This window comes from Stenotrophomonas sp. YJH_SMC_6 (assembly GCF_059371335.1).
The window spans coordinates 71,554-93,764 of the sequence record NZ_JCAFUM010000004.1 but is presented as its reverse complement, the minus strand read 5'-3'; the positions used below and the strand labels follow the sequence as shown (position 1 = coordinate 93,764).

The following is a 22,211-nucleotide window of genomic DNA, read 5'->3' as shown; positions in this document are numbered from 1 at the left end:
ACGTTCCCTATTTCTCCCTGCCGGTGGCGCGAGCACTACATGGCCAACGAACGTCCTGCCCAATCCGAAATCAAGCAACTGATCAGCAAGGGCCTGGAACAGGGCTACCTGACCTACGCCGAAGTCAATGACCATCTGCCGGACGACATGGTCGACCCGGAACAGATCGAAGACATCATCGGCATGATCAACGGCATGGGCATCGATGTCCATGAAGTTGCGCCGGATGTGGAAACCCTGCTTCTCAACGATGGCAACACCGGCAACCGCGAAGTCGATGACACCGCGGCTGAAGAAGCTGCCGCCGCGCTGAGCGCGCTCGACACCGAAGGTGGCCGTACCACCGACCCGGTGCGCATGTACATGCGCGAAATGGGCACCGTCGAGCTGCTGACCCGCGAAGGCGAGATCGCCATCGCCAAGCGCATCGAGGAAGGCCTTTCGCAGGTCCAGGCGGCCCTGGGCCAGTTCCCGGTTTCGGTCGAGTCGCTGCTGAACGACTACGAAGCCCACAAGGAAGGCAAGAAGCGCCTGGCCGAAGTGATCGTCGGCTTCAACGACCTGGTCGACGAAGAGCCGGCGCCGCCGGCGGTCGCTGCCGATGACAGCGCCGATGCGGACGCCGAAGGCGACGAGGACGAGGACGACGATGTTGACGGTGGCGATGAAGAAGCCGCACCGACCGGTCCGGATCCGGAGGAAGTCGCCGCGCGCATGCAGGCGCTGAGCGATGCCTTCAACGCCTTCAAGAAGGCCGCGACCAAGGGCGACAAGAAGAACCTGCCGCGCCTGCGCGAAGAAATGTCGGCGGTGTTCGTCACCCTGAAGCTGCCGCTGCCGCTGACCGATGTGCTGACCAAGCAGCTGCGCGACACCATGGCGTCGATCAAGGCCCATGAGCGCCGCGTGCTGAACCTGGCGACCGTTACCGCCCGCATGCCGCGCAAGGACTTCATCCGTTCCTGGGAAGGTAACCAGACCAACCTGGAGTGGGTGGAAGACGCACTGAAGCGCAAGCAGAAGTGGTCCTCGGCGCTGCGCGAAGTGAAGGACCAGATCATTGCCGAACAGCAGGCGACGATCGACATCGAGACGCTGACCCAGCTGGACCTGGAAGAGCTGAAGGAAATCAGCCGTGCCATGGCCTACGGTGAAGCCAAGGCGCGCAAGGCCAAGAAGGAAATGGTCGAGGCCAACCTGCGCCTGGTGATCTCGATCGCCAAGAAGTACACCAACCGTGGCCTGCAGTTCCTCGACCTGATCCAGGAAGGCAACATCGGCCTGATGAAGGCCGTGGACAAGTTCGAATACCGCCGCGGTTACAAGTTCTCGACCTATGCCACCTGGTGGATCCGCCAGGCGATCACCCGCTCGATCGCCGACCAGGCACGCACCATCCGTATTCCGGTGCACATGATCGAGACGATCAACAAGTTGAACCGCATTTCCCGCCAGATGCTCCAGCAGTACGGCCGCGAGGCCACGCCGGAGGAGCTGGCCAAGGAAATGGACATGCCGGAAGACAAGATCCGCAAGGTGATGAAGATCGCCAAAGAGCCGATCTCGATGGAAACCCCGATCGGCGACGACGAGGATTCCCATCTGGGCGACTTCATCGAGGACACCAACGTGGAGTCCCCGATCGAGAACACCACCAACATCAATCTGTCTGAAACCGTGCGCGACGTGCTGGCCGGCCTCACCCCGAGGGAAGCCAAGGTGCTGCGCATGCGCTTCGGCATCGACATGAACACCGACCACACGCTGGAAGAGGTCGGCAAGCAGTTCGACGTGACCCGCGAGCGCATCCGCCAGATCGAAGCGAAGGCCCTGCGCAAGCTGCGTCACCCGAGCCGCTCGGAGCAGCTGCGCAGCTTCCTGGATATCGATTGATTTCCAGCGGCTGTTGAAGCGTTGAGAGAAACCCCGCCTGGTGCGGGGTTTTTCTTTTTGGGGGGTGTGTGCTTTCTGTAGAGTCGAGCCAGCTGCTGTTTGCGATGACGTATCCAGCAGGTCTTCTCAACGGCTGCGCGTTTGCGCCGCTACTGCATTGGGAAGATGTGATGCGCGACGAGCGCGAGGATTCACTGGGATTTGCCCGAAGAGCGACGCTGGCATTGCTGACGCAGTCTGGTGCTGGATTATTTGCTGGCTTCGGCGGCGGACAACCAGAAGGGGCTGGAAGAGACCAGGAGGACTGTGGCGCTGTTCCACGCGCACCTGCGGCGGCAGGTCTGGTTTGCGGACGTGGCGGAGAAGCGGTTGGGGCATGTGGCTGAGGCTCTTGCTGCTGCCGGGTAGCCGATCGAGCGCGGCCTCCACTACACTGTGACGCTGCGCCGGGCCTATAGCTCAACGGTTAGAGCAGGGGACTCATAATCCCTTGGTTCCAGGTTCGAATCCTGGTGGGCCCACCAATTAGACGTCTGAGGACGTCCAGATCAGTCCAGAAAATCCCAGAAAGCGCTGAAATATAAGGATATCGATGCCGCTGGGGTCTCTCCCCTTCCGCTTGCATCCACGAAAAAAGTGAGTCAGTGTGTGAGTCACTAGGCGATCCAGTTCCGCCTGACTCACAAACATCTGACTCACATGCTGACTGACACCAAGATTCGTGCACTAAAACCAAGGGGCGCAGCGTATCGGGTCGCCGATACGAACGGCTTGGTGATCGAAGTTCGACCCGCCGGCAGCAAGGCTTGGCGCTATCGCTATCGCTTCCTCGGGAAGGCAAGCATCGTCACCTTGGATGAGTACCCCGCTATGGGGCTGCAGGCGGCACGTGCTGAGCGCGATAGGCTCAGAGCAATGCTCCGTGGTGGCGCCAATCCTGCCCAAGTGGCCCGGACTGAGAAGGCAACACACAGTGAGAAGGCGGGCGCCACCTTCGCTGCAGTTGCCCTGGAGTTCCTGGCTAAACGGACAAAAGAAGGGCTATCTCCGGGATCGGTTGTGCGAGAGCGCCGACTGATCGAGAAGGACCTGGCGATGCTCGCCAACATGCCTGTGTCGGACATCACCGCTCCGATACTGCTGGCTGCACTGCGGAAGCTTGAGCAGAGGGGCGTGATTGAGACGGCGCATCGAGCAAGAGCCCACGCTGGGCGAGTCTTCAGATACGCAATAGCCTCTGGCCGTGCTGAGCGCAATCCTGCCCAGGATCTGGCGGGGGCTTTGGAGCAGCCCCGGACAAAGCACTTCGCTAGCATGACCGATCCCTCAGCGATCGCTGATTTGCTGCGCGCGTTGTGGGGCTATCAGGGCTCCCGCGTCACCCAGGCGGCTTTGAAGCTTGCTCCGATGACCTTCGTGCGTCCTGGAGAACTACGGAAGGCGAAGTGGGCGGACATAGATCTGAGCGCTGCAGAGTGGCGATACGTTACGAGCAAGACGAAGACGCCGCACATCGTTCCATTGTCCAAGCAGGCAGTGGATGTTCTGCGTGGCTTGTATCCGCATGCCTCGAAAAGCGAGTTCGTGTTTCCCGGCATTCGAAGTGCGCTGAAGCCAATGAGCGAGAACACGCTCAACGCCGCTCTCAGATACCTGGGCTTCGACTCGGACACTATGGTGGGTCACGGATTCCGCGCTATGGCGCGGACCGTACTGGATGAGGTGCTGGGCTTCCGGCCGGACTACATCGAGCACCAGCTTGCGCACGCAGTCAGAGACCCGCTGGGCCGTGCCTACAATCGCGCCACCCACCTGCCCGAGCGCAGGAAGATGATGCAGGCCTGGGCTGACTACTTGGATAGCCTCCGACTAGGTGAGTCCCAGATTGCGGCAATGAGTGCTCGGAAGCGAAAAACCGGCTGACTGTAGCGGCCATTCATCAGTGGCCGCTCACCTGCCTGGTAGAAGGCCCATCATGACTGCGTGGTTATGGAGATCCGCTGCGTGATCTACGCCAAGGCGGATCATCGCGGCGGTTTCGTGGCAACTGATTGCGCCAGTAGACCGGTGTACGGCCGCGCAGAAGGAGCGTTACAGCTCCCGTACTGCCTCTGCTTCGGTCGAGGCCGGCTATGCCTTTACGCTGCGTCAGACTGGTGAGTCATCGCTGTACCTGGAGCCGCAGGCCCAGGTGAACTACACCGGCTACCACAGCGACCGGATTACCGAGCGCAACGGTACGGTGATCGATGGCGAGCGCGCCGGCGGGCTCGCCACAAGGGCTGGCATGCGCCTGTATGGGCAGGCCGATGTCGGTCGCACTCGTGTGCAGCTTTTCCTTGAAGCCAACTGGCTGCATGCCAATGGCGACAACGCACTGGAATTTGACGGTGAACGACTGCAGGGCGGTGTGCCTTCGTGTCGGGTCGAGATCAAGGCTGGCGCCCAGTTGCAGCTGGGTGAGCGCTGGTCTGCCTGGGGCGAGATGGGCGTACAGAACGGCAGCGGTGGCTACCGTAATCTGGGCGCGCGCTTCAGGTGCAGCAGCAGGAGCTGCAGCTTGCCAAAGAAAAGGGTACCGGCCTGGTGCCGGTACCCTTGATGTGCCCCGATAGGGGAGTGTGCCGAGTTTGAATGGGGCAGGGAGCAGCCGGGCTCAATCGCCCCTGTCTATGCCTGCTTGGCAGCGGTCCGCTGCCCCTTGATGCGGAAGAGCAGGAGAATCAGAGCAGCGGCTGCCGAAGCGATCGCCAGCCAGAGCTGAAGCTTCTCGGTGTTCTTCTCGCCCTTGACCACCGCGATCGCCGGATTGTCGACGTTGTAGCGGATGTCGATTTCCCCGACTTCTTCGATCTCGCGCATCTGCTCTCCGAGAGCATTGGAGACTTCGATCTTCTCGTGGCGGAGCTCGCCCTTGTCGGTTTCGAACTCGACGCTCAGAGCAAAGTTGCTCTTGTGGAGCCTGCGTTCTTTCCAGCTCACCTCGGTGACCAGGGCGACGGCGTCTCGTCCGGCCTGTCCCTCGGTGAGGCTGTAGCGTTGATGTTCGCGGTCCCGGCTCCAACCGCATGCCATTGGGTGCAATCCACATTGCGCCAGGCAAGGCCAACGGAGATGCCATGACGATGGACCTGGCGGGTTTCGGCGATCTATTCGTACAGCCATCGATTGCCATCGGGAAGACGTTCGATCCCATGCTCACCCTGGATCCAGCGCCGACGTCGGAACCACAGTCCCAAAGCTACCAGCAGGCCACCAGTCGCCCCGGCAGCCAGGCCCACAGTGGCGACGAAGGCCCTGCTATCAGCCGGCGCACCCCCTATCACGCACATCAGCAGCAGAGCGGCTGCCAGCAGGAGCAGCCCAAACAGCATGCAGGCCGTCGCATTCAGAGACTGGTTGATATGACGTCCCAGTTCAGGGCCGATCTGGGCCATGCGTGGTTCCTTGTAGAGCGCCATGGATGACTGCCGCGTAGTGACCTGACGCGTGCTCGCTGAGCCGGCCACTGGCAATCAGGTCACGGGCGCTGCGGGACTTCTCATCCCTGTTTGAGGGTTGGGCCAGTCTCCCGCTCACGCCGCTTCTCGCCGGCAAGCCGCGTCTGAAGCCCATCTTGGTGGAGTCCAGTGCAGTCCGAACTGTTGACGGAACCAATTCGTAGGTTCCCTGGAACCAACTCAAGTGCCGAGATCTGGCCCGAAGCCTGGTCAGCTACCCCTGCTAACGTACTTCAAGCGCTTAAGGTACGTGACGATCGCCGATCTGGTGCATACCTTGGAGGTCCCTTCCACGAGATGCGACACCATGGAAATCGACACCAGCACCCCGCGACTCATCCGCCGTCAGGAGCTTGAGCACCGAACGGGCTTCCGGCGATCCACGATCTACGCAGCACTGAAGCCAGGCAACAAACGCTTCGATCCGAGCTTTCCCAGACCAGTCAGGCTGAGCGCCGGCGCCGTTGCCTGGGTAGAGAGCGAAGTGGACGATTGGATCAGGACGCGTATGGCCGAGCGCCAAGCCCAGCGGGCGTAGCCACGTCCGTCCGGCGTGAAAAGAACCGCGGCAGAAGATGGACACTAAGTTTGCCCGCTTCAATGCCGCCCAGACCTTTCGCCGCAAGGGCCGAGCAGGGTATCGCTTTCCGGACTTTATATCTTTTCGGATTATCTTCGGATTATCGCTTCGGCTTATCCCATTGGTTGGGTGTTCCCGACGCTAGTCATGTTAGCCCAAGCCTAGACCCGAACGATCACATCGATGCAGCGCATCGGCTGCATGGGAGATTCTATGTACAAGAAGCACGAAAACCTGCTTGACCAGTGGGGCGATCGACTGGTGGATCATCAGGACGGGATGGTAGTTGTCGATTCGTGTGTGGACTACCCCCGGCAGATCGTTCGGGTGGATATGGCCATGCGTGCCCTGGTCAAGTCCAAGCACAAGCTGTTCACCCTGAAGGCGGGGCCGGGTAGGAACTTTCTGGTGGCCGATCCCATCGCCCAGGCGGTGCAGCAGTGTGCCAAGGTCGACTATAGGGATATCCAGAAGTTCTACAGCAAGCACAAGCTGAGTCCGTACTTCGAGCTGCTGGCGTCGGAGTACGAGAGCTCTCGAATCAATCCAATCATCGGCCCCCGCGGGGATGTCGATGCGGCAAATGGTTGGGTAGACAGCATCCGTGAGAGAGCCAAGGCAAGCGACTTCGCCAGGCTGCTCAGTGCCCAGGAGCGCAGTGCCCGCAAGAATTCCTGCTCAATGGTTGACTACATCAACGAGCTCCTTGAACGTCATGCGCGGCTCTGCGTGGTGCGTGTGGACTTCGCGTACAACATCCACTACCGCCAGAGTCTTGTTCCAGGCGAACTTCACCCGGCCAGGGTGAAGAAGGATCTGGCAGCGATGGTGCGTCTTCTGCGCAAGAAGTATCCCGCTCTTGTTGGCTATGCCTGGAAGCTTGAGTACGGCCAACAGAAGTCGTACCACATCCATTTCATGGCCTTCTTCAACGGTCATAAGGTCTGGCAGGACGTGGCCATCGGCAAGGCGCTGGGTGAGCTCTGGCAGGATGAAGTGACCGATGGGGACGGCGGTTACTGGAACTGCAATGCGCAGAAGTCCTTCTACGAGCGTAGCAGAGGGGTTGGCATCGGGATGGTGGCCTATGATGACGCTGAGAAGCGTAGTCGCCTTGAGTACGCGGCGTTGTACCTGGCCAAGGCGGACTACTACGTCAAACTCAACGAACCGGCATTGGGAAGGATCTTCGGCAAAGGGCAGTTGAGCCCGGTCGGTGAAGCGAAGCTTGGGCGACCGCGGCAGTCTGCGGCATAGCAGTTAAGCGAAAGCCCAAACTCAAAGCTTGGAGCTCTGAAGTGGGGCAGAGTGAAACCAGGTACTACCCCCGGCTGGACCGTGCCTGCCCCTCCACCACCTTGGCCTTGCGTTAAGGTGATGGAGCGCGTTCTTCACACTGCTCAGGTGATGGATTTCGGGCTTCAGGCACGTACGGCGACATTGCCCAGTCTGGAACAGCTAGGGACTAGCGGTACATAGGGAGTTGGCCATGCCTCAGATAGTGCATAAGAGCCGCATTGGCCATGGCACCAGAGTAGAAAACGTGGTGCCACGAATTCACTGACTTGTCCAATGCGTTCTCACGAAACATCTCGATCTGCTCGTCCAAATCGAGGCCTTTTGCACGGATCCTTCCCGAAAGCCTGAGTAAGCGCATGTACTCGTCCTTGAAAAAGCGAGTGTAACGCTCCACGATTCCGAGTTCCCCCAGGTGTCTAGAAACAAGGGAAGCTTGCTCGGGCTCCAGAGCAGGGTGCGGGCCTAGTGTCATGGTCGTTGGGGAGCTGTAGGGGGTCCCAATGTCTAGAAAATACACCTGCTGATCGACGAATTCGTCGAAGTACGGGTGCAAGAAAAGACGCTCGTTTGCCGTGTTTACCGTTGACGTGAGCTTATTTCCCTGGCATATGTCACACATTGGGACAAGATTGCATGCTGTGATGGATAGTTCAGGGTAAGTCTGCTTCGGCAGGTGATGGTCCAGCGTATTGGGCGTTCCTTCCTCACCGCAGAACGGGCAGAGCTGCAACTCTCGTGATCGAAGCGTATCCAATACAGGCTTCTGAACCGAATCAACGGCGGGGCTTAGATAGAGAGTGTGGAATTTCGTCGCGTGTGGCTGTACAGCGGCCCAAGGCTGAATAACCGAGGGGTCGCCATTCGCAGCGATGTAATTCTGTACACGCGCTTTCCAATCGTTTTTGATCCCGCTGAAGAACTTTGCGTTACAGCCGGCTTGGCGCTCGAGAACAACTTTATCGATGAAGGTATTCTGGTCCGCATTGGGTCGATCAAGCCGCATCACCATTGTCCGCGCTCCATTGCATGGATCTGAATGATCAGCTCTTCGTTGATGTTGTCGCCGAGGGCATGGATCAGCTGCTCTGCAGTCCCGTACTTCTTCAGCTGTGCCTCGACCCACTCCTCATATGGCTTGGATAGGACCTTGTCGCCAAAAACATAGGAAGAGATGCGCTGAACGTCACCACCAAATGTCTCAAATGGTGGAGTCTTGATTGCCAGCCCGTTCACGGTCTGCTCGAAGACGTGGACGCAGTCACGTGGGATTTCACGAACAGTGACAATGGAGTGTGTGGCCACCAGTGCCTTGGAGCTGTAGCTCGCAAGGATTGACTTCAACATGCGAATGAACGCAATCTCCAGTGTCGGATGAAGGAACAGCTCAGGCTCGTCAATAAGCAGAAGACTGTTACGTCTTATGGTGCCGAGAATGTTGATGATGATGTAGGAGAACAGTCTCTGCCCGGAGCTTAGGTGCATGACTTTTCCGTTCTTCAGGAAGATCACGCCCATGCGATCATGCAGGTGCTTTCTCAATGGCTGTACTTTGAGTGCGCCAACTCGATCCGAGGCAATGGGGAGATAACGCTCGGTCGATGAGCTTCCGTCTTCATCATCGATTTTTAGTTCGAGATAAGGCTGCGTCAACCACATTTGATTTGTGAAAAATTCATCGGCATCGGCCGAACTGTCCACCGCGACTGCGGCGTGGTCGAACTCGAAGGCAGACCTGAGCACGCGCTCCATTGTCTCAAGCTTGCTAGATCGCTCTTTAATTGCTCCATACTTCTGGTCGTCCGCCAGACAGGCTAGTAGAGAGTGAGCTGCGTTAGCCTTGGGGAACTCTCGCGATAGGGTGATCTGAGGTGATCCGCGCTTGCTCTCGGTCAGGGTCTTCTTTCGCCCTCGAAATCCGAAGTAACGATAAACTTCGTGATCCTTTCGCTCGGTGTCATCGCTCGTGTCAACGGGGAAGAGTTCAAAGGGGCTGTATGAGACGACCACGACCTGGTTAAGGTTAGGGCGCTCTGAGAAGCCAGTCTGGTTCTGGGATCCGGGCGTCAGCCTCAGCCAATCATCAACTATCTGCCGTAGAAGTTGTGACTTGCCAACTCCATTGGCACCAATCAACACGTTGATGTCGTGAGGAAGGGGGCTTTGCGAGTGGAACCGAAGTTCGATTGAGGCAATCTCTCTAGATGGGCTGAGAAAATTGAATGCCTGGTTTCCAATTGTGATGCTTTGCTGGTCGAATAGCTTCCAGCCATCAATGAAAGCTTTAATCGCGCCACGCTCGCGCTGAAGGGAGTTCAGGAAGCCGCCCGATTGCGTTAGTCGCAGGGCGTCCTCGTCCTTAAGAATTTTGGTGAGGTAGCTTGCATCTCGCAGTAGCTGGGCGACCTCAATTGCAGTGTCTAAGCCAAGGTGGCCTTCAATCTGCTCATAGAAGGTGAGACCTGCCGGTACCGAGATATATTTCCCGTTGGGGATAGGGAAGACGCCGTTCCAGCCCTCCGCAACAAGCTTGTCCAGGTATGAATAGGTTGTCTTCTGCTCCTCAACGAGGAGCTGAATTCCTCCGACCTGCACAATCTCTCCGCCGATCCTGCATTCGATCGGGAAGGTTGTCTTGTAAGTGTAGTCATCCCAGTTGTCCCAGAGCAGAAGAATGACGTCCTCATGCGATGCAACCAGGGCTTTGCGCTTCTTGCTATCGAGTCCCGTATAGACAACTTTCATGTTCCATTATCCCGCTGCGTTATTGCGAGCCTCTTCCAGGTGGCGCCTCGCCTTCATTGACGACGGGATGCTTGCGATCCTGAGCATCCGATTATCGTTGAGCAGCCCAGCATGGGGTCACGGAGAGGCAGCACTGCTATTGGCTGCATTCGCCGGCAGTGCACCGCCGGCGAATGCAAGGAGCGCTTCTTGACGCGTCTGTCAGCTGTCGTGACTCAACACAACCTTGGCTGCGTCGACATGCCATCCATAACCCTGGAGGTCCATGACCCCCAGATCTTGGCGATTCCGTCTGGCGATAGCGACCATGAGCAGAAAACTGGCTGTGACTTCATGGGGCTGGCTTGACGGGCTAAAGGTGTTCAGCTTGCGAAGAACAGTTCGGTCGGCCTGACAGAATTCACTGCAAAGCAGATCAAGATCTGTAGTGGCCACTGAGAACTTTTTGCAGATCGCGGCAAGAAGTGGAACCGTGTCGATGAAGCTTGGCGGAAAGTTCTCGTTGACCTCAACGAAGACCTTCATTCCGGAATCGCGTGCAGCGTCCAGCAGTTCGCGAAGTTCATTGGGCTGGCTTTTGATGTAGTCCCGCAGTTCGTTCTGCATACTTCTTCCTTGATTTGTTATAAGAGACACGTCCGTCCGAAAATAGCATCAGCAAATAGCCAAGTCACTCTTTGTTCGGAGTGCGGACGCCATATCGGCGGAAGAGTGTGAAACTTTAGAGGCTGCCGCTGAAACTGGCGAACAACGTAGTGTAGCGAGCTCGCTTCTGCAGGGTAGTGGAGCTGATGCCGACGTTGCTCTGCAGGCCCCACAGGTTCAGGCGTGCGCCCAGGACTGCGGTGACATAGTCTCTGTCGAACTGCAGGCCCGGGACTTTGTATGTGCCAGCCTCGGGCACGGTCCGTAGCCAAGCACCCGCCTGCTTGCTGTCGTCGAACTCGTGGTCATAGGTGACCTGTACATACGGCTTGACGCTGCCGCCGTCGAAGCGTGCCTGCCAGCCGATGCGACCCACCGTGGAGTCCATGTTCTGCTCTTCGTAGCCCAACGCCGTGGCGCTGGTGTTGCTCTCGGTATAGCCGTCCAGCTTCACCTTCTGCCAGATCACCGCAGCCACTGGACCGTGGCGGAAGGCCCCCTCCGTGCCGAACTCATAGCCAGCGTTCAGTGCTGGGGTCAGATTGCTGCCCTCTGGGGAACCGGTGTGCTCACTGGTGGCCGGACCCAGGTGGACCTTGCGGGTTACGTCGTAGTCCAGCCAGCTGTAGCTGGCGTGGCCATTGACCCAGGCGCGCTGCCCATACCAGCCAGCGAACAGCGCTGGTATCGGACTGGGTGACGTCACCTTGGCTGTTGCCGAAGTCCGCGTCCATGCGGCCGTAGCCGGCAAAACCACCGACCACCATGCCATCGCGTGCCCAGTCCACGCCGAACAGGCCGGCCGGTGCCATGCCGTCATACAGATCGGAATGCGCATAGCGCTGCATGTCACCACGCAGGTTGCTCCACCAGCTCAGACCGCCGGCGGGGCGGCCATCGAGATGCCAGCTGACCTGGTCTGCCCGTGAGCGGCCCACTGCCTGGGCCGAGTGGGTCAGCACCTGCTGCAGACGAGGGGCCTCCAGGATCGACAGGGCGTACTGGCCGAGCATCTCGTGGACAACGGCGGAGGGAGGGACGCTGTCTGCGAACATGTAGCTGGTAGCGGCGTCAGAAGTCACATACTGCGTCGGATTGCAGGGCAGCGAGGATCCGACAGGACATGCCTTGTCGATAACGTTGGTGAACCCGTATGTCCCTGGGCTTGCCACCACTTCCTGCAGAAGATGGAAGGTGTCCACTGGAATGACCTGAAGGCCCGTTGCCTTGAGACCGCTATACAACGCCTCGTTGTATGCCTGGGCCAGCGTGGTACCGGTGGCAATGCCTACATCCCCCTGGCTGCGGAACATGGGGGTCAATCCCAAATCGGGCAGGTTGGGCACGACAACGTACTCGGCGCCGGCGCCCTTCAGCGTCGCCAGGATCCCGACCTGATCGGCCACGGCCGCTCCAATCACTGCCGGGCCCTGCGCAGGCGAGGTGATGGCAAACACGTCGTTGGCGCCGCCCCAGACTGAGTGCAGAGCCTTGGCATCGGCGTGGCCGCCATTGGCTGCCAGGTAGGTGGTAGTCTGAGTCTTGGCGGTGGCACAAAGCCCAGCTCGTTGACCAGATCAATTCCCACGCGCGCACTGCCAGCGGCGTAGTTGTCGCCGGTCTGGCCGTTGCCGTTGGCGCCGGCATTGGTGCCGTAGTAGTTGGAGATCTGTTGCGGCCAGACCCAGCCAGGATTGGTGGTGAACTGGCCGGTGACGGGGCGGACGAACTCAGGCTGGAGCGGCCCGAAGTAGCCCGCGTCGCTGAGGCTGTCTCCGATGAAGATCGTGCTGCTGTAGGGGTACTGCGCCAGGGCGGGGGCCGCCGTTGCGCCGAGAAGGCTATCAACAGGCAACGCTTGCGGTTCACACTCAACGGCATTGAGAACTCCTAGGGTGAGGCGAGGCGGCACAAGCCGCCTCGCCTCACCCTAGGGTCTATCCCAGTGACGTCATATAGAAAAAATCGATCTATGCGCCAAGGCTATGGAAGGGGCTCGGCCCTGCTAACGCGGACACTTCAAAGAAGTCTCATCATAGGGCAGGCCAAAGGACAGTTCGGAGCGCTGGCGCTTTTCGGTTACAGGAAGCAGAAGAAGCTCAACCTGGGTACAAGAGACCGTTCTCCTATCGTGCCCTGGCGATGCTCCGAGGCTCTCTGCCGGTTCTAGGCCTTGAGCTTGCTTTGAGGTTCGCCGCCAGTAGGCGCCTTTGACTTGGGTGATCGCTTGGCTCGCGTGTTGAGATCTGCAACGGCCACGCGTACGAACTCGGCGCGGATTTCCTTGTCGCCATTGGTCCAGCGGCTGAGCTGTTGCCTCGGATTCTGACTTCTTCCATAGACGCTCTTGCCCGCCGAGCCATTACTATTGGACGCATTGTCGACAGGCTCAGCGTTCTTCTTGGCTGTAGCCGAGGCGGTGTTGAGCTCCTCGGAAATGGGGGCTCGGAAAGAGGCCATATGGGGAACAATCTCTTCCCAGATGTCCTGCTTCGTAGCGCGGGATTTGTCTTCCATCTCTCTCAAGCGCTCTAGAACCATGCTGCGCAGATAAGGTGAATACCGTGAAGAGTTCTTTCCACCTCGGGATGAGCGTTCGTTGTGCGTCTCGTGGGAATAGCACATGCCGATGTAGTAGTTGCAGCGAGCCAGTGCAGCCCACGATCTCTCTTTGTCCCCGCAGTCAAAGGCGTGCTTTGCTTCAAGCCACAGGACGATCGGGACCCGTATCAGAATGTGGACCTCAGGAAGTACCCCGTGAAGCCGCATGTCATCGGCGATGCGATCAAGCCTGCTGGCAGTGTCGTTGCCTTTAATGATGTCATCGCAGAGAAGGTTCCATTCATCGACGAATGAGCACAGCGGGTTGGCTCGCTTGGCTCGGATGTTGTAGGCGATCTCGATGTCTGCGCGAGCGCGCTGCAGGCATTCGTCCAGCTCAGGCGTTTCATCGTCGGAGCGGTATATCCCTTGTTCGAACATGATCTTCCTTGGTGGTGGGTCTGACGAAGTCTTGTTCGAAATGATCCCATTTGCCAAGTGCATCGGCTGAATCAGTTCGGTGCTGATTGCCGCTACGAAACCTTACGGCGTAGCGAACGGCGCGAAGTCGCAAATGGACTGGGAGCAGCTAGATCGACTGGTGGCATGCAGTGTTAAGCCGGCCTGGAGCGCTGCAGATTGTGGCGGGGCCGACATCAGAAGATGCTTGAAGCGCAATGGATAGTGGCGGCAAAGACGATGTCTTGCGTCATGCACTTCCCTGAGGAAATTTCCGTTTAGAACTTATTCTATGTGAATTCTTCCTCAGTGCTGAGGTGGTTGTCGGCTTCCTTATTTGGATTGTCGCAATGAATAAAATGATGATGCCGCTCAGGCGCTATACGCAGTTCAGCGGCCGCGCCAGCCGGGCAGAGTTTTGGTGGTTCCAGCTCTTCTGCTGCCTGGTGCTTGTGCCGCTGAATGTTCTTCAGATCGTGGCTGCTTCGAATGGATGGTCCGCGATTGCGCTGATCGGCACTGCTGTAAGTGCGCTGTTCTCGCTGGCAATCCTGGTGCCCGCCCTCGCGGCTACCATGCGTCGTCTTCATGACACCGGTCGGTCTGGTTGGTGGTTGCTGGCGATGTTCGTGCCGATCGTCGGCCTGATCCCGCTCGTGTTCACCCTGCTTCCGGGGGGGGGGGCTCGACCAGTAGCCGCTACGGCGCTCCGGTTCCGCATCCGTAAGTGGGACGCCGGAGATGATTGCTGGCGCGCCGGTGGGCTGGTCCCACTGGCCTGGGAGGAGTTTCGCCCTCTCAAGCATGGCGGCTGAGCGCCTTGGCCTGAGGGTGATGGTCAAAAAAGCGACTGTCCAGATCGGTGTTCGACCTGGGTCAATCGAGTTGATCTACCGCATCCCGGTGGTGGCAACGGCTACATTGGCCGGCAATAGTCAAATGCACTTCCGCTGTGCCTGTGTCAGCTGCGGTGATGTGCTTGACCCCGATTATCAAATCCACGGCATCCAGCACAAGGCCCGGACGAACCGGGCCTTGTGCTGGATGCCCGTGAAGAAAACTGAGGCGCATCGGAGCTCCTCGCAGCCTTGATGGACCCCCCTCCTGCATGGAGCGATCAACCGCCCGGCACGTGAGTTGAGCTTCCGATCGCGCAATAGGCCGGAGTTGCTGCAGGCGCCGCGGCAGGATCACGGACGCCCAGCTCATACAGGCGCTGCTGATAGACAGGCCAAGTGATGTTCAGAGGAAGGTCCCGGTAAGCGCTGGGGATCAGCCGGGGCATGCCCGTCGCCTTCAATCGGGCATTCTCCTCCCAGGCGCCTTCTCCTCCCTTCCTCACCGCCATGTGGATTGCGATGCGATCGATTGTGGAGACCGTGCTCTCCTTCATCGCGATCAGCATCAGATTGTCAGCCTGCTCCCGGGTGCATAGCTGGGACCAGTACAGGTAGTCGTGAATGATGGCGGCCCGGCCATACCAACCTGTCTTGGGGATGGCGATGTGAAGGATTCTCGGGATGGACGCTCCGTCATGCACGAAGCCGGACGGTACCGTGATCACCTCCTGGGTGTCGCCGATCCGGTAGTTCATATCCTTTTCCTGCAGCCAGAACCGTCCATCTGCGAACTCGGTGGTTGTGGCAGCGGGCGGCGCCACGGTGGGCATCCCAATCCAGTGTGAGCAGGCGCTCAATCCAAGGACTGTGGGCAGCAAGGCAAGTCGGCACATCAACGCGATCGTGCGGTTCATGAGTCCCCCTGTGGGGCCGGTCCTCGCCGGCCTGAGCGGATCCTACCTTCAAGCGTGGCCGGATTGCTTGATGGTCAGAAGCGACAGAGGAGGGGGGCTCGATGTGGAAGCGGGGGTGTGGGTGCTCCAATCAGGTCCATTTTTGTGGTTTTCAACCAGAAAATGACGGGCATTTATGGCATCTGGCCCCCTCGGATGCCCATTGCGCGCGCTCTGCCTCGATCCAAGAACATTTCAGATACGTAGTACACCTATGAAGCCGGTGGTCATTGGCTTCGTGTGCGGCATCACGCTGTGTGATGCCCTCTATGGGTGCAACTGATGATGAAGAGCAAGATCGAGTTGATCTACTGCGTCATGGTGGTGGCAACGGCTGTGCTGGCTGGGATAGTCAAATGCACCTCCGCCACCACCTGTATCAACTGCGGTGACTTCCTCGATTCATAACCACCAACTCCATGGCATCCAGCACAAGGCCCGGCTCGTCCGGGCCTTGTGCGTTCTGCCTTCTGCTTACAAAGGAAATGATGATGCATTTGATCGAAGTGTTGGCCCGTGCTGGCCGCAAGCTGTGGAAGGGTCTGGGTAAGAAGAAGCCTGGGCAGGAGTGCGGTCCCGGGCCGGACGATGGTGCCGTGTGCGCCCCGCAGGCAGGGACAGAGGAAGGGAGGATTGGCGTAGACAGCTGCGTTGCGGTGGCGATTAGTCGCTCGCGCGATCGCGAGGTGCCGCACTTCGGCAGCGTTGGAGACTCGGGTCGGCCGAATCTACGACGGGCTGGTGGTGAGGCCGGGGAGGGGGAGGTGTGATGCGCCCGCAGTTGCCTGTCGATCCGCTGGATCGCAGTCAATGTGCCGCCATAGAGGCTGCAGCCGTGCTGCGGGATGATCGGGCTATTGCACGCGCGCTACGCATTCTGGCACGGCGCGCCTGCAAGCCGGGCCAGGCGATGGGGGACGTATCCACATGCGGTGCGTTCTTCCGGCTCCGCCTGGGGAATGAGGGCAGGGAGCACTTCGAGGTGGCATTCCTCGATGCCCAGCATCGGCTACTGGCGGTGGAGCGACTGTTCTCCGGAACGATCGATGGGGCGCACGTGTCGCCGCGGATCGTGGTCCAGCGGGCTCTGGCCATGAATGCGGCAGCGATCATCCTGGCTCACAACCATCCCAGCGGCAGTCCTGAGCCCTCGGCTGCAGACGAGGCGATTACGTCACAGCTGAAGAGAGTCCTGCAGTTGGTGGACGTAAGGCTGCTGGACCACTTTGTGGTTACAGGTGATCAGGCGCTTTCGATGGCTGGTCGAGGGTTGCTGTAGCGATCTGCCGGCGTACGGTAGCGGCATAGTGCCCGGCCGTGAGGCCGGGCACTGCAACTGCGACGAGCGATGGCCCTCAGCTTACCGAATCAGGTGCCGTGGTCCGAGTCTTTGCTCACAATCTGCGCGATCAGTGCCGCACATTGCCCGGCGGATAGCTCTGCCAAAGCGGCTACGGCGGTGGCCACTTGGACCTGCTGGGACTCGCTCATCGAGCCCAGGGTCAGAACCGCGTCGGCCATCGCAGGTGTGCTTGCGAGCAGATACGCAGGCGGAACACCAAGCGCATCTGCGAGGACAAACAGCGAGTCCAGGCTGACGGCCATGGATTCACTCTCATACCGACTGATTCGAGCAGATGCCGTGTCCTTGTCCAGCCCCATACGCACTCCGACCTCCCGTTGGCTGAGTCCGCGTAGCTGACGGGCTTGGCGCAAGCGCGCAGCCACCACGCCACGGGGATGGGAGGGGGCGGTGCTCATCGAGACCTGGAGGGCGCTTGGCGCATGCCAACAGGATGACGCGTCCCCTACGTCCCGGGTAGACTCTACGTGACACGTAAGTGTCAGCGCAAGCAGGTTGCTTGTTGATGTACGACGTCGCCCTCCGGATGGCGGTGGGTCGGCTCTGGCTGCTCGAGAGAGCGAGCTAGGAACCGTAGCCGTTGGGCCGAGTGCTTCTTCTCCCCTCTCTCAGTAATCCACACCTAGAAAGGAGCAACACCACATGGGAACTGTCATCTACAACCTGGTTATGGCTTTCTTCCTCATCCCGCTGACCATTCGGGCCTATCTAAGCCTGAAGAATGGCCGTCTGCCCTTGCCTCACTTCCAGAACAACATCGTCGTTAACCGCATCAAGCTGCAGAAGGCGATCGGAATCCTCTCCCCGATCATCTTCTGGGTCTTCCACATCGCCTGGGTGATGTGGAACCTCTCAATCGACGCATGGCTTGGCGCGGCGACTGCCGTCGTCTACATGGTCGTCAGTGCAATGCTCTCCGGTCAGATCAAGGAGAAGCAGATCGGTGTCATTCCCGAGAAGGCTGGGGCTGCAGACAACAACCAGGGTTGAAGGGAAGGGGGCATATCCAGCGTGCCTCGGCAGACGAGATGCCCACGCTCCCATTGCGAGGCGCGTGGCTCTCCATGCTCTAGGGAGTGCAGGCAACATCAATCGCGAGAGGATCTATGAAAAAAAACGGTAGCCGAGCAGAAGGCGGTCTGGGCAAGAGCTAGAGCAGCAGAGCTGTGGGCGCATGTCAACGAGCTAGAGGCCGCGGTTGGTGGTGACTGGCAGGCCCGTGCCCGGCGGCGGCGCGCGGCTGATCGGCTGATCCGAGAAGCTGGCTACTTCGAGCGGATGGCTAAGAAGCTGGAGGGGCCAGACTTCTTGGAGGTAGAGCTGCCCTTCTAGGGCTCTCCCGAGTGGTGATGGGCATAGTGCGACGTTACGGCGCTCCCCGGCGAGTTGACGCGAGCACGCTGAGCAGCTGGTGAAACACCGACAGAATTCCGCCGGATCAACCGATTGGTGGCGCACGACGTCTTCATAGACGCAGCTAGACCTGCATGCCAGGACGCTGGCCCGCAGATGGCCAAAGATGGGCACAAGTCTGGAGGGAGAGAGTGGCTTGGGGGCCATTCTTGCCGGCAGATCTTTCGACTGACGACCGTCCCCATACTCGCCGGAACCTAGCCATGAGTCTTCATTGCATTGCGAGACTCGGCAAGGAAGGGGGTACCAAAGCTGCAGCTCATCCGATGGGATGGGCTGCGGCGTCTCCCGCAATATCAATTTTCTTTTGACTCTACTCTGTGGAAACGCTCTGATTTGCTCGATAGAGCGGAGTGCATCGCAATCTCGATTCACGATCGTGGCGGGCCCAATTCAGCAATGGTTACGCCAGCCTGCCGGTGTTGACGTTGGCGCTGTCACCTCAGTGGGAGCAGAGGGCGAAGAGCTCAGCCCTGCAGCTGAGCGAAGCTCAGTTGGTGGCCGCCGCACTGGAATTGTCCGGCTCGCTGTTGGCACTGTTTGTGGGAAGGGAGGGCCCCGCATACGGGCTACGTGCTCTGCCTGGTCATCGCCCTGGCCCCGGTGGTGATCGCACGGAGGGTCTTGTCTTCCATGCGTTACAAGCAGGAGGGCGATCAGCATCCCTGCCACGAACGGTGAGATCATGCCCGCGCGATCCTCCGCGGTCGCAAGCCGCGCGAGCAGCTGCGACTAGGGCGGGGTCCCGCTGTCAGCGTGGCCTTGGATGCTGGAACTAAAGTCCGCTACAGAGACTCCGGCGACAACGCGACGGAGTCTTGCGCTGGAGCTCTAGTTGACGCCAACGTAGGGCTCCAAGGGCCAAGAGCTAAAGGACGTCAATGGCGCCAAGGTCTTCGTGCTCTTCGAGCGCTGTACGCGCAGGACAGTCGGCAGGCGAGCTGCCTCGTATTTGGGGAGCCGGCCATCCAGGTTGCTGCCCCATCGGTCTTCCCCTGCTTGTTTTGGTTACGCCGTAGAGCGGTTCCCGTGGGGATAGGCACACTACCCATCCCAAGCCCTGCAAGGAGAGAGAGAGCAAATGCATACCTACCTGGATCGTAAGACCCTCGAAAGAAGCGACTTTGCTGATTGCTGTCTCTTCACCGGTGTTGTTCCCGTGACTCAGGGGAGGTTGCTTTCAGTCAGGTCTGCGTTCTATTGCCCCCCCCCGATGTTCCGGATACAATCTATCAGGACGTGATGAATGACATGGCTCGGCGCCGTGGTGAATCCGATGTCGGTCACGCACAAACTGTGTCAGAGCGCCTCCAGGTGCACCGCGTTGCGTCACTGAATACCGTTGACTTGATCGCGTCAATAACGGGTCTTCTTCGGTGGTGTGGAGTACCGCTTACCAACCTGGGCTCCAGCCCGGTGACTCTGCAGGACCCGAACTACCCGGCTATAGGACGTCGCAATTTCAACACCAACCACAGCAGCGTCACGCTGAAGCTGAATTACCACTTCTAAGCACCTGGCATCTGTCCCAGCTGTCTTGTGGCGGGGACAGCACCTGCTTGCGCGAAAGATCCGCGAGACCTTTGCTCGATGAGTCGCACCGGCTGGGACTGCCCGGTCCGGCTGTGATGGCGCGCGAGGCCGCTGGGCTATACCCTTGGCACTCTTGTATTTGGAGTGAACCTGTGGCCCTGACTACCCTCAAATCGCTGGACGCGGAAATCAGACAGCTGGAAGCTCAGAAGAAGCTGGTCGAGAAGCGTGATGGCGAGGTGCCCAAGGCTCTGGCCGTGCTCCAGAAATACGCAAAGGTACTCACGCCTGCTCAGCGCCGACAGGTGGCAAAGCTGATCGGGCAGGGTGTCGAAGTTGAGGCTTCCGGTGCTGCCAAAGCTGCGAAGGTGCCGTCGAAGGCCCGTAAGCTTGGCAAGGTGGCGCCCAAGTACAGGCTGCCCAATGGTGCGACCTGGACGGGCAGGGGCCTTACGCCCAAGGTGTTTGCGGCTTGGTTGAAATCGGCTGAGGGCAAGGATTGGAGCGCAGCTAATCCTGGCGAGGGATTCCCCGCTGCCGGCGGGAAGAAGGCGACGACTAGGCCTGTGAAGAAGTCTGCAGGCGGGGCCAGCGTCGGCAAGAAGAAGGCTGTGAAGGCACCGGTCAAGAAGGCAGCAAAAAAGGTTGTCCGTAAGGCTTCCAGGAAGCCTAAAGCAAGCTGAGTATCGGGAATTCATGATCTGCCTGATCGTGATGTCTCTGGATTTGGAGCTTGCGGATCACTTGCTGTTTCGCTTGCGATAAAGAAAGTGACTGGCCAGTGGGGCGTCTCGCGTGAGACGCCCCAAAGTAGAATTCAATCAGCTCGCCTGTCCGCTAACGCTAAAGATCGACCCGATACCAGATTTCGGAATCGCTTCTTTTTAGCTCACGCGCGCCAAATTTCGTCAGCAAACGATTGCTGGCGCTTCCGATACGTGTCTTTGCAGTGATGGAGCGGATCGATCGCGATATCGCAACTGGCTTTGCGAGCATCAAGGCGGCAGATGCGATACCCTGCCGATGATGGGACGGGTCGATGCCGATCATTGCCTCTCCGTTCTGCATGACGGTTATAACTCCAACCAGTGTCCCCTTGAAGTTAACTGCCTGAGCCATTCCGCCATTTTGCTCAAGCGGCAGAATGTACTCGGACGGAATGCCGCGCAGCAGGAGCCGCAGCGTGTCGGTATCGAAATGTTCTTCCTTTAGGGGCTCAATTGACACGCTCATGTGCTCATCTCCAGCGGCATTATTGGAAAGGGGGCGAGGCTGATTTGATCTCTGCTCGCCCAGGCGAGTATCCGAATCAAGCATGTACATGTCCAGAGACGATTCTGTTGGGCCGCTCCGTTCGCCTGTAGATGCGGTGTCGGCACGTGCCTGCAGCCCAAACAGTTCCGTGTCCGAATGCGAAGCCGCTTGTCATCCCGAGATGGTTGGAGGCTAGCGTTGCGCAAGCCGGTGAGAGGGCTGTCGGAAAAATCCTACCCCTTCGATGCCGCTTGGAGGGTGGAGGTTTCTGCAGCTGCACGGCATTATGGACGCAGGGGAATCAGACTCGCCAATTTAGGCTTGGCAGCCTATCCCCTCATTTTTGGCATGCAGGGGATATCCATGGCTTACACCGCTGAGATCAGCAGAACCAGTCCGACCGCGTTCCTTTTCCTCGTCGATCAGTCCGGCTCGATGCAGGACACGATGGAAAACGGCAAGTCCAAGGCGCAGTTCGTCGCAGACGTGCTCAACCGTACCCTTGCCACCTTGATTACGCGATGCACCAAGTCGGAAGGCACGCGCGACTACTTTGAGGTCGGCGTCCTCGGCTACTCCGGGTCTTCAGCGGGAAATGGCCTGAGTGGCGGATTGGCATCGACGGTCCTCCATCCGATCTCTCAGATCGAGGCCAATCCTCTACGTGTGGAGAGCCGAACCAAGAGGGTCGATGATGGAGCCGGCGGTCTGGTGGATCAGTCAATCAAGTTCCCCGTATGGTTTGAAGCCAACGCATCAGGCGGAACCCCGATGTGCCATGCGATCACCGCAGCGGCCGGAGAGTTAGTCGCCTGGTGCGATGCGCATCCGGACAGCTACCCGCCTACTGTGCTTCACGTCACCGACGGCGAGTCCACCGACGGCGATCCGGAATCCCTTGCCCAGCAGCTGCAGCAGATCAGCACCAACGACGGCAACGTGCTGCTGTTCAACCTGCACGTGAGCACCAGCGGTAGTGATCCGGTCAAGTTCCCGAGCTCTGATGCGGGCTTGAGCGACGCTTATGCCAAGCTGCTGTTCCGCATGTCCAGTGCGCTGCCTCCCCACCTGCAGAAGGTCGCAGAGGAAAAGGGCATCAAGGCAACGATGGAGTCCAAGGGCTTCGTATTCAACGGTGAGATCGCCGAGATCGTGGACTTCTTCGATATTGGTACGAGGGCTGCGCAGCTGCGCTGA

19 protein-coding genes, 1 tRNA gene and 1 pseudogene are annotated in these 22,211 nt (G+C 59.1%); 11 read left to right on the top strand and 10 right to left on the bottom strand.

Annotation, left to right across the window (positions count from 1 at the left end):
• The first annotated feature begins 39 nt into the window (after positions 1-39).
• From rpoD to AC5P9N_RS05415, 4 genes are all read left to right on the top strand, one after another.
• Positions 40-1,893 carry an RNA polymerase sigma factor RpoD gene (gene rpoD, locus AC5P9N_RS05430; protein WP_005411179.1) on the top strand — a complete coding sequence of 618 codons (1,854 nt, stop codon included), beginning with the start codon at positions 40-42 and terminating at the stop codon, positions 1,891-1,893.
• A 448-nt stretch (positions 1,894-2,341) separates the two neighbouring features.
• Positions 2,342-2,417: transfer RNA gene (locus tag AC5P9N_RS05425), tRNA-Ile, on the top strand.
• A gap of 175 nt (positions 2,418-2,592) precedes the next feature.
• Positions 2,593-3,816 carry a tyrosine-type recombinase/integrase gene (locus AC5P9N_RS05420; RefSeq protein ID WP_208180463.1) on the top strand — a complete coding sequence of 408 codons (1,224 nt, stop codon included), beginning with the start codon at positions 2,593-2,595 and terminating at the stop codon, positions 3,814-3,816.
• 100 nt (positions 3,817-3,916) lie between these two features.
• Positions 3,917-4,495: an autotransporter outer membrane beta-barrel domain-containing protein gene (locus tag AC5P9N_RS05415; protein ID WP_208180474.1), complete on the top strand. Its 579-nt coding sequence runs from the start codon at positions 3,917-3,919 to the stop codon at positions 4,493-4,495.
• A 68-nt stretch (positions 4,496-4,563) separates the two neighbouring features.
• Here AC5P9N_RS05415 and AC5P9N_RS05410 read toward each other — a convergent pair whose 3' ends face one another.
• Both AC5P9N_RS05410 and AC5P9N_RS05405 read right to left on the bottom strand, forming a co-directional pair.
• On the bottom strand, positions 4,564-4,968 hold the full coding sequence (locus tag AC5P9N_RS05410; protein WP_208180462.1) for a hypothetical protein: 405 nt from the start codon (positions 4,966-4,968) through the stop codon (positions 4,564-4,566).
• 74 nt (positions 4,969-5,042) lie between these two features.
• Positions 5,043-5,330: a hypothetical protein gene (locus tag AC5P9N_RS05405; protein WP_208180461.1), complete on the bottom strand. Its 288-nt coding sequence runs from the start codon at positions 5,328-5,330 to the stop codon at positions 5,043-5,045.
• Positions 5,331-5,700: 370 nt separating this feature from the next.
• On the opposite strand from AC5P9N_RS05405, the gene AC5P9N_RS05400 reads away from it, so the two are divergent.
• A complete protein-coding gene (locus AC5P9N_RS05400) occupies positions 5,701-5,931 on the top strand; it encodes a helix-turn-helix transcriptional regulator (protein WP_049450325.1) in 231 nt (76 codons plus the stop codon).
• A gap of 225 nt (positions 5,932-6,156) precedes the next feature.
• Positions 6,157-7,230, top strand: coding sequence for a YagK/YfjJ domain-containing protein (locus tag AC5P9N_RS05395; protein WP_208180460.1), 1,074 nt, complete (start codon positions 6,157-6,159; stop codon positions 7,228-7,230).
• A gap of 208 nt (positions 7,231-7,438) precedes the next feature.
• On the opposite strand, the gene AC5P9N_RS05390 is transcribed toward AC5P9N_RS05395, so the two are convergent.
• From AC5P9N_RS05390 to AC5P9N_RS05370, 5 genes and pseudogenes are all read right to left on the bottom strand, one after another.
• Positions 7,439-8,281 (bottom strand): hypothetical protein, encoded by an 843-nt coding sequence (locus AC5P9N_RS05390; RefSeq protein WP_208180459.1) that lies wholly within the window; start codon positions 8,279-8,281, stop codon positions 7,439-7,441.
• Positions 8,275-10,014, bottom strand: a complete 1,740-nt coding sequence (locus AC5P9N_RS05385; RefSeq protein WP_208180458.1) for an ATP-binding protein — start codon at positions 10,012-10,014, stop codon at positions 8,275-8,277. Before AC5P9N_RS05385 ends, AC5P9N_RS05390 begins: the two co-directional genes overlap by 7 nt.
• A 201-nt stretch (positions 10,015-10,215) precedes the next feature.
• Positions 10,216-10,620, bottom strand: a complete 405-nt coding sequence (locus AC5P9N_RS05380; RefSeq protein ID WP_049450331.1) for a hypothetical protein — start codon at positions 10,618-10,620, stop codon at positions 10,216-10,218.
• Positions 10,621-10,735: 115 nt separating this feature from the next.
• Positions 10,736-12,514: pseudogene (locus AC5P9N_RS05375) on the bottom strand (autotransporter outer membrane beta-barrel domain-containing protein).
• A gap of 311 nt (positions 12,515-12,825) precedes the next feature.
• Positions 12,826-13,641, bottom strand: a complete 816-nt coding sequence (locus AC5P9N_RS05370; protein WP_208180457.1) for a hypothetical protein — start codon at positions 13,639-13,641, stop codon at positions 12,826-12,828.
• A 368-nt stretch (positions 13,642-14,009) separates the two neighbouring features.
• Between AC5P9N_RS05370 and AC5P9N_RS05365 the strand changes: the two genes are divergently transcribed.
• Positions 14,010-14,474 (top strand): DUF805 domain-containing protein, encoded by a 465-nt coding sequence (locus AC5P9N_RS05365; RefSeq protein WP_243897956.1) that lies wholly within the window; start codon positions 14,010-14,012, stop codon positions 14,472-14,474.
• Between the two features lie 302 nt (positions 14,475-14,776).
• Here the strand turns inward: AC5P9N_RS05365 and AC5P9N_RS05360 are convergent, their stop codons facing one another.
• Positions 14,777-15,412: a DUF1353 domain-containing protein gene (locus AC5P9N_RS05360; protein WP_208180456.1), complete on the bottom strand. Its 636-nt coding sequence runs from the start codon at positions 15,410-15,412 to the stop codon at positions 14,777-14,779.
• An 808-nt stretch (positions 15,413-16,220) separates the two neighbouring features.
• Here AC5P9N_RS05360 and AC5P9N_RS05355 point away from each other — a divergent pair.
• Complete coding sequence (locus AC5P9N_RS05355; protein ID WP_208180455.1) at positions 16,221-16,730, top strand: JAB domain-containing protein; 510 nt, start codon at positions 16,221-16,223, stop codon at positions 16,728-16,730.
• A gap of 89 nt (positions 16,731-16,819) precedes the next feature.
• Here AC5P9N_RS05355 and AC5P9N_RS05350 read toward each other — a convergent pair whose 3' ends face one another.
• Positions 16,820-17,212, bottom strand: a complete 393-nt coding sequence (locus AC5P9N_RS05350; RefSeq protein WP_208180454.1) for a helix-turn-helix domain-containing protein — start codon at positions 17,210-17,212, stop codon at positions 16,820-16,822.
• Positions 17,213-17,456: 244 nt separating this feature from the next.
• Here AC5P9N_RS05350 and AC5P9N_RS05345 point away from each other — a divergent pair, with 244 nt between their 5' ends.
• Both AC5P9N_RS05345 and AC5P9N_RS05340 read left to right on the top strand, forming a co-directional pair.
• Positions 17,457-17,804: a hypothetical protein gene (locus tag AC5P9N_RS05345; RefSeq protein ID WP_208180453.1), complete on the top strand. Its 348-nt coding sequence runs from the start codon at positions 17,457-17,459 to the stop codon at positions 17,802-17,804.
• A gap of 2,108 nt (positions 17,805-19,912) precedes the next feature.
• The gene (locus AC5P9N_RS05340; protein WP_208180452.1) at positions 19,913-20,443 is read left to right on the top strand and encodes an H-NS family nucleoid-associated regulatory protein; all 531 of its coding nucleotides are present in this window, start codon (positions 19,913-19,915) and stop codon (positions 20,441-20,443) included.
• 160 nt (positions 20,444-20,603) lie between these two features.
• Here the strand turns inward: AC5P9N_RS05340 and AC5P9N_RS05335 are convergent, their stop codons facing one another.
• Complete coding sequence (locus AC5P9N_RS05335) at positions 20,604-20,993, bottom strand: GNAT family N-acetyltransferase (RefSeq protein WP_208180451.1); 390 nt, start codon at positions 20,991-20,993, stop codon at positions 20,604-20,606.
• Between the two features lie 384 nt (positions 20,994-21,377).
• Between AC5P9N_RS05335 and AC5P9N_RS05330 the strand changes: the two genes are divergently transcribed.
• The gene (locus AC5P9N_RS05330; protein ID WP_208180450.1) at positions 21,378-22,211 is read left to right on the top strand and encodes a vWA domain-containing protein; all 834 of its coding nucleotides are present in this window, start codon (positions 21,378-21,380) and stop codon (positions 22,209-22,211) included.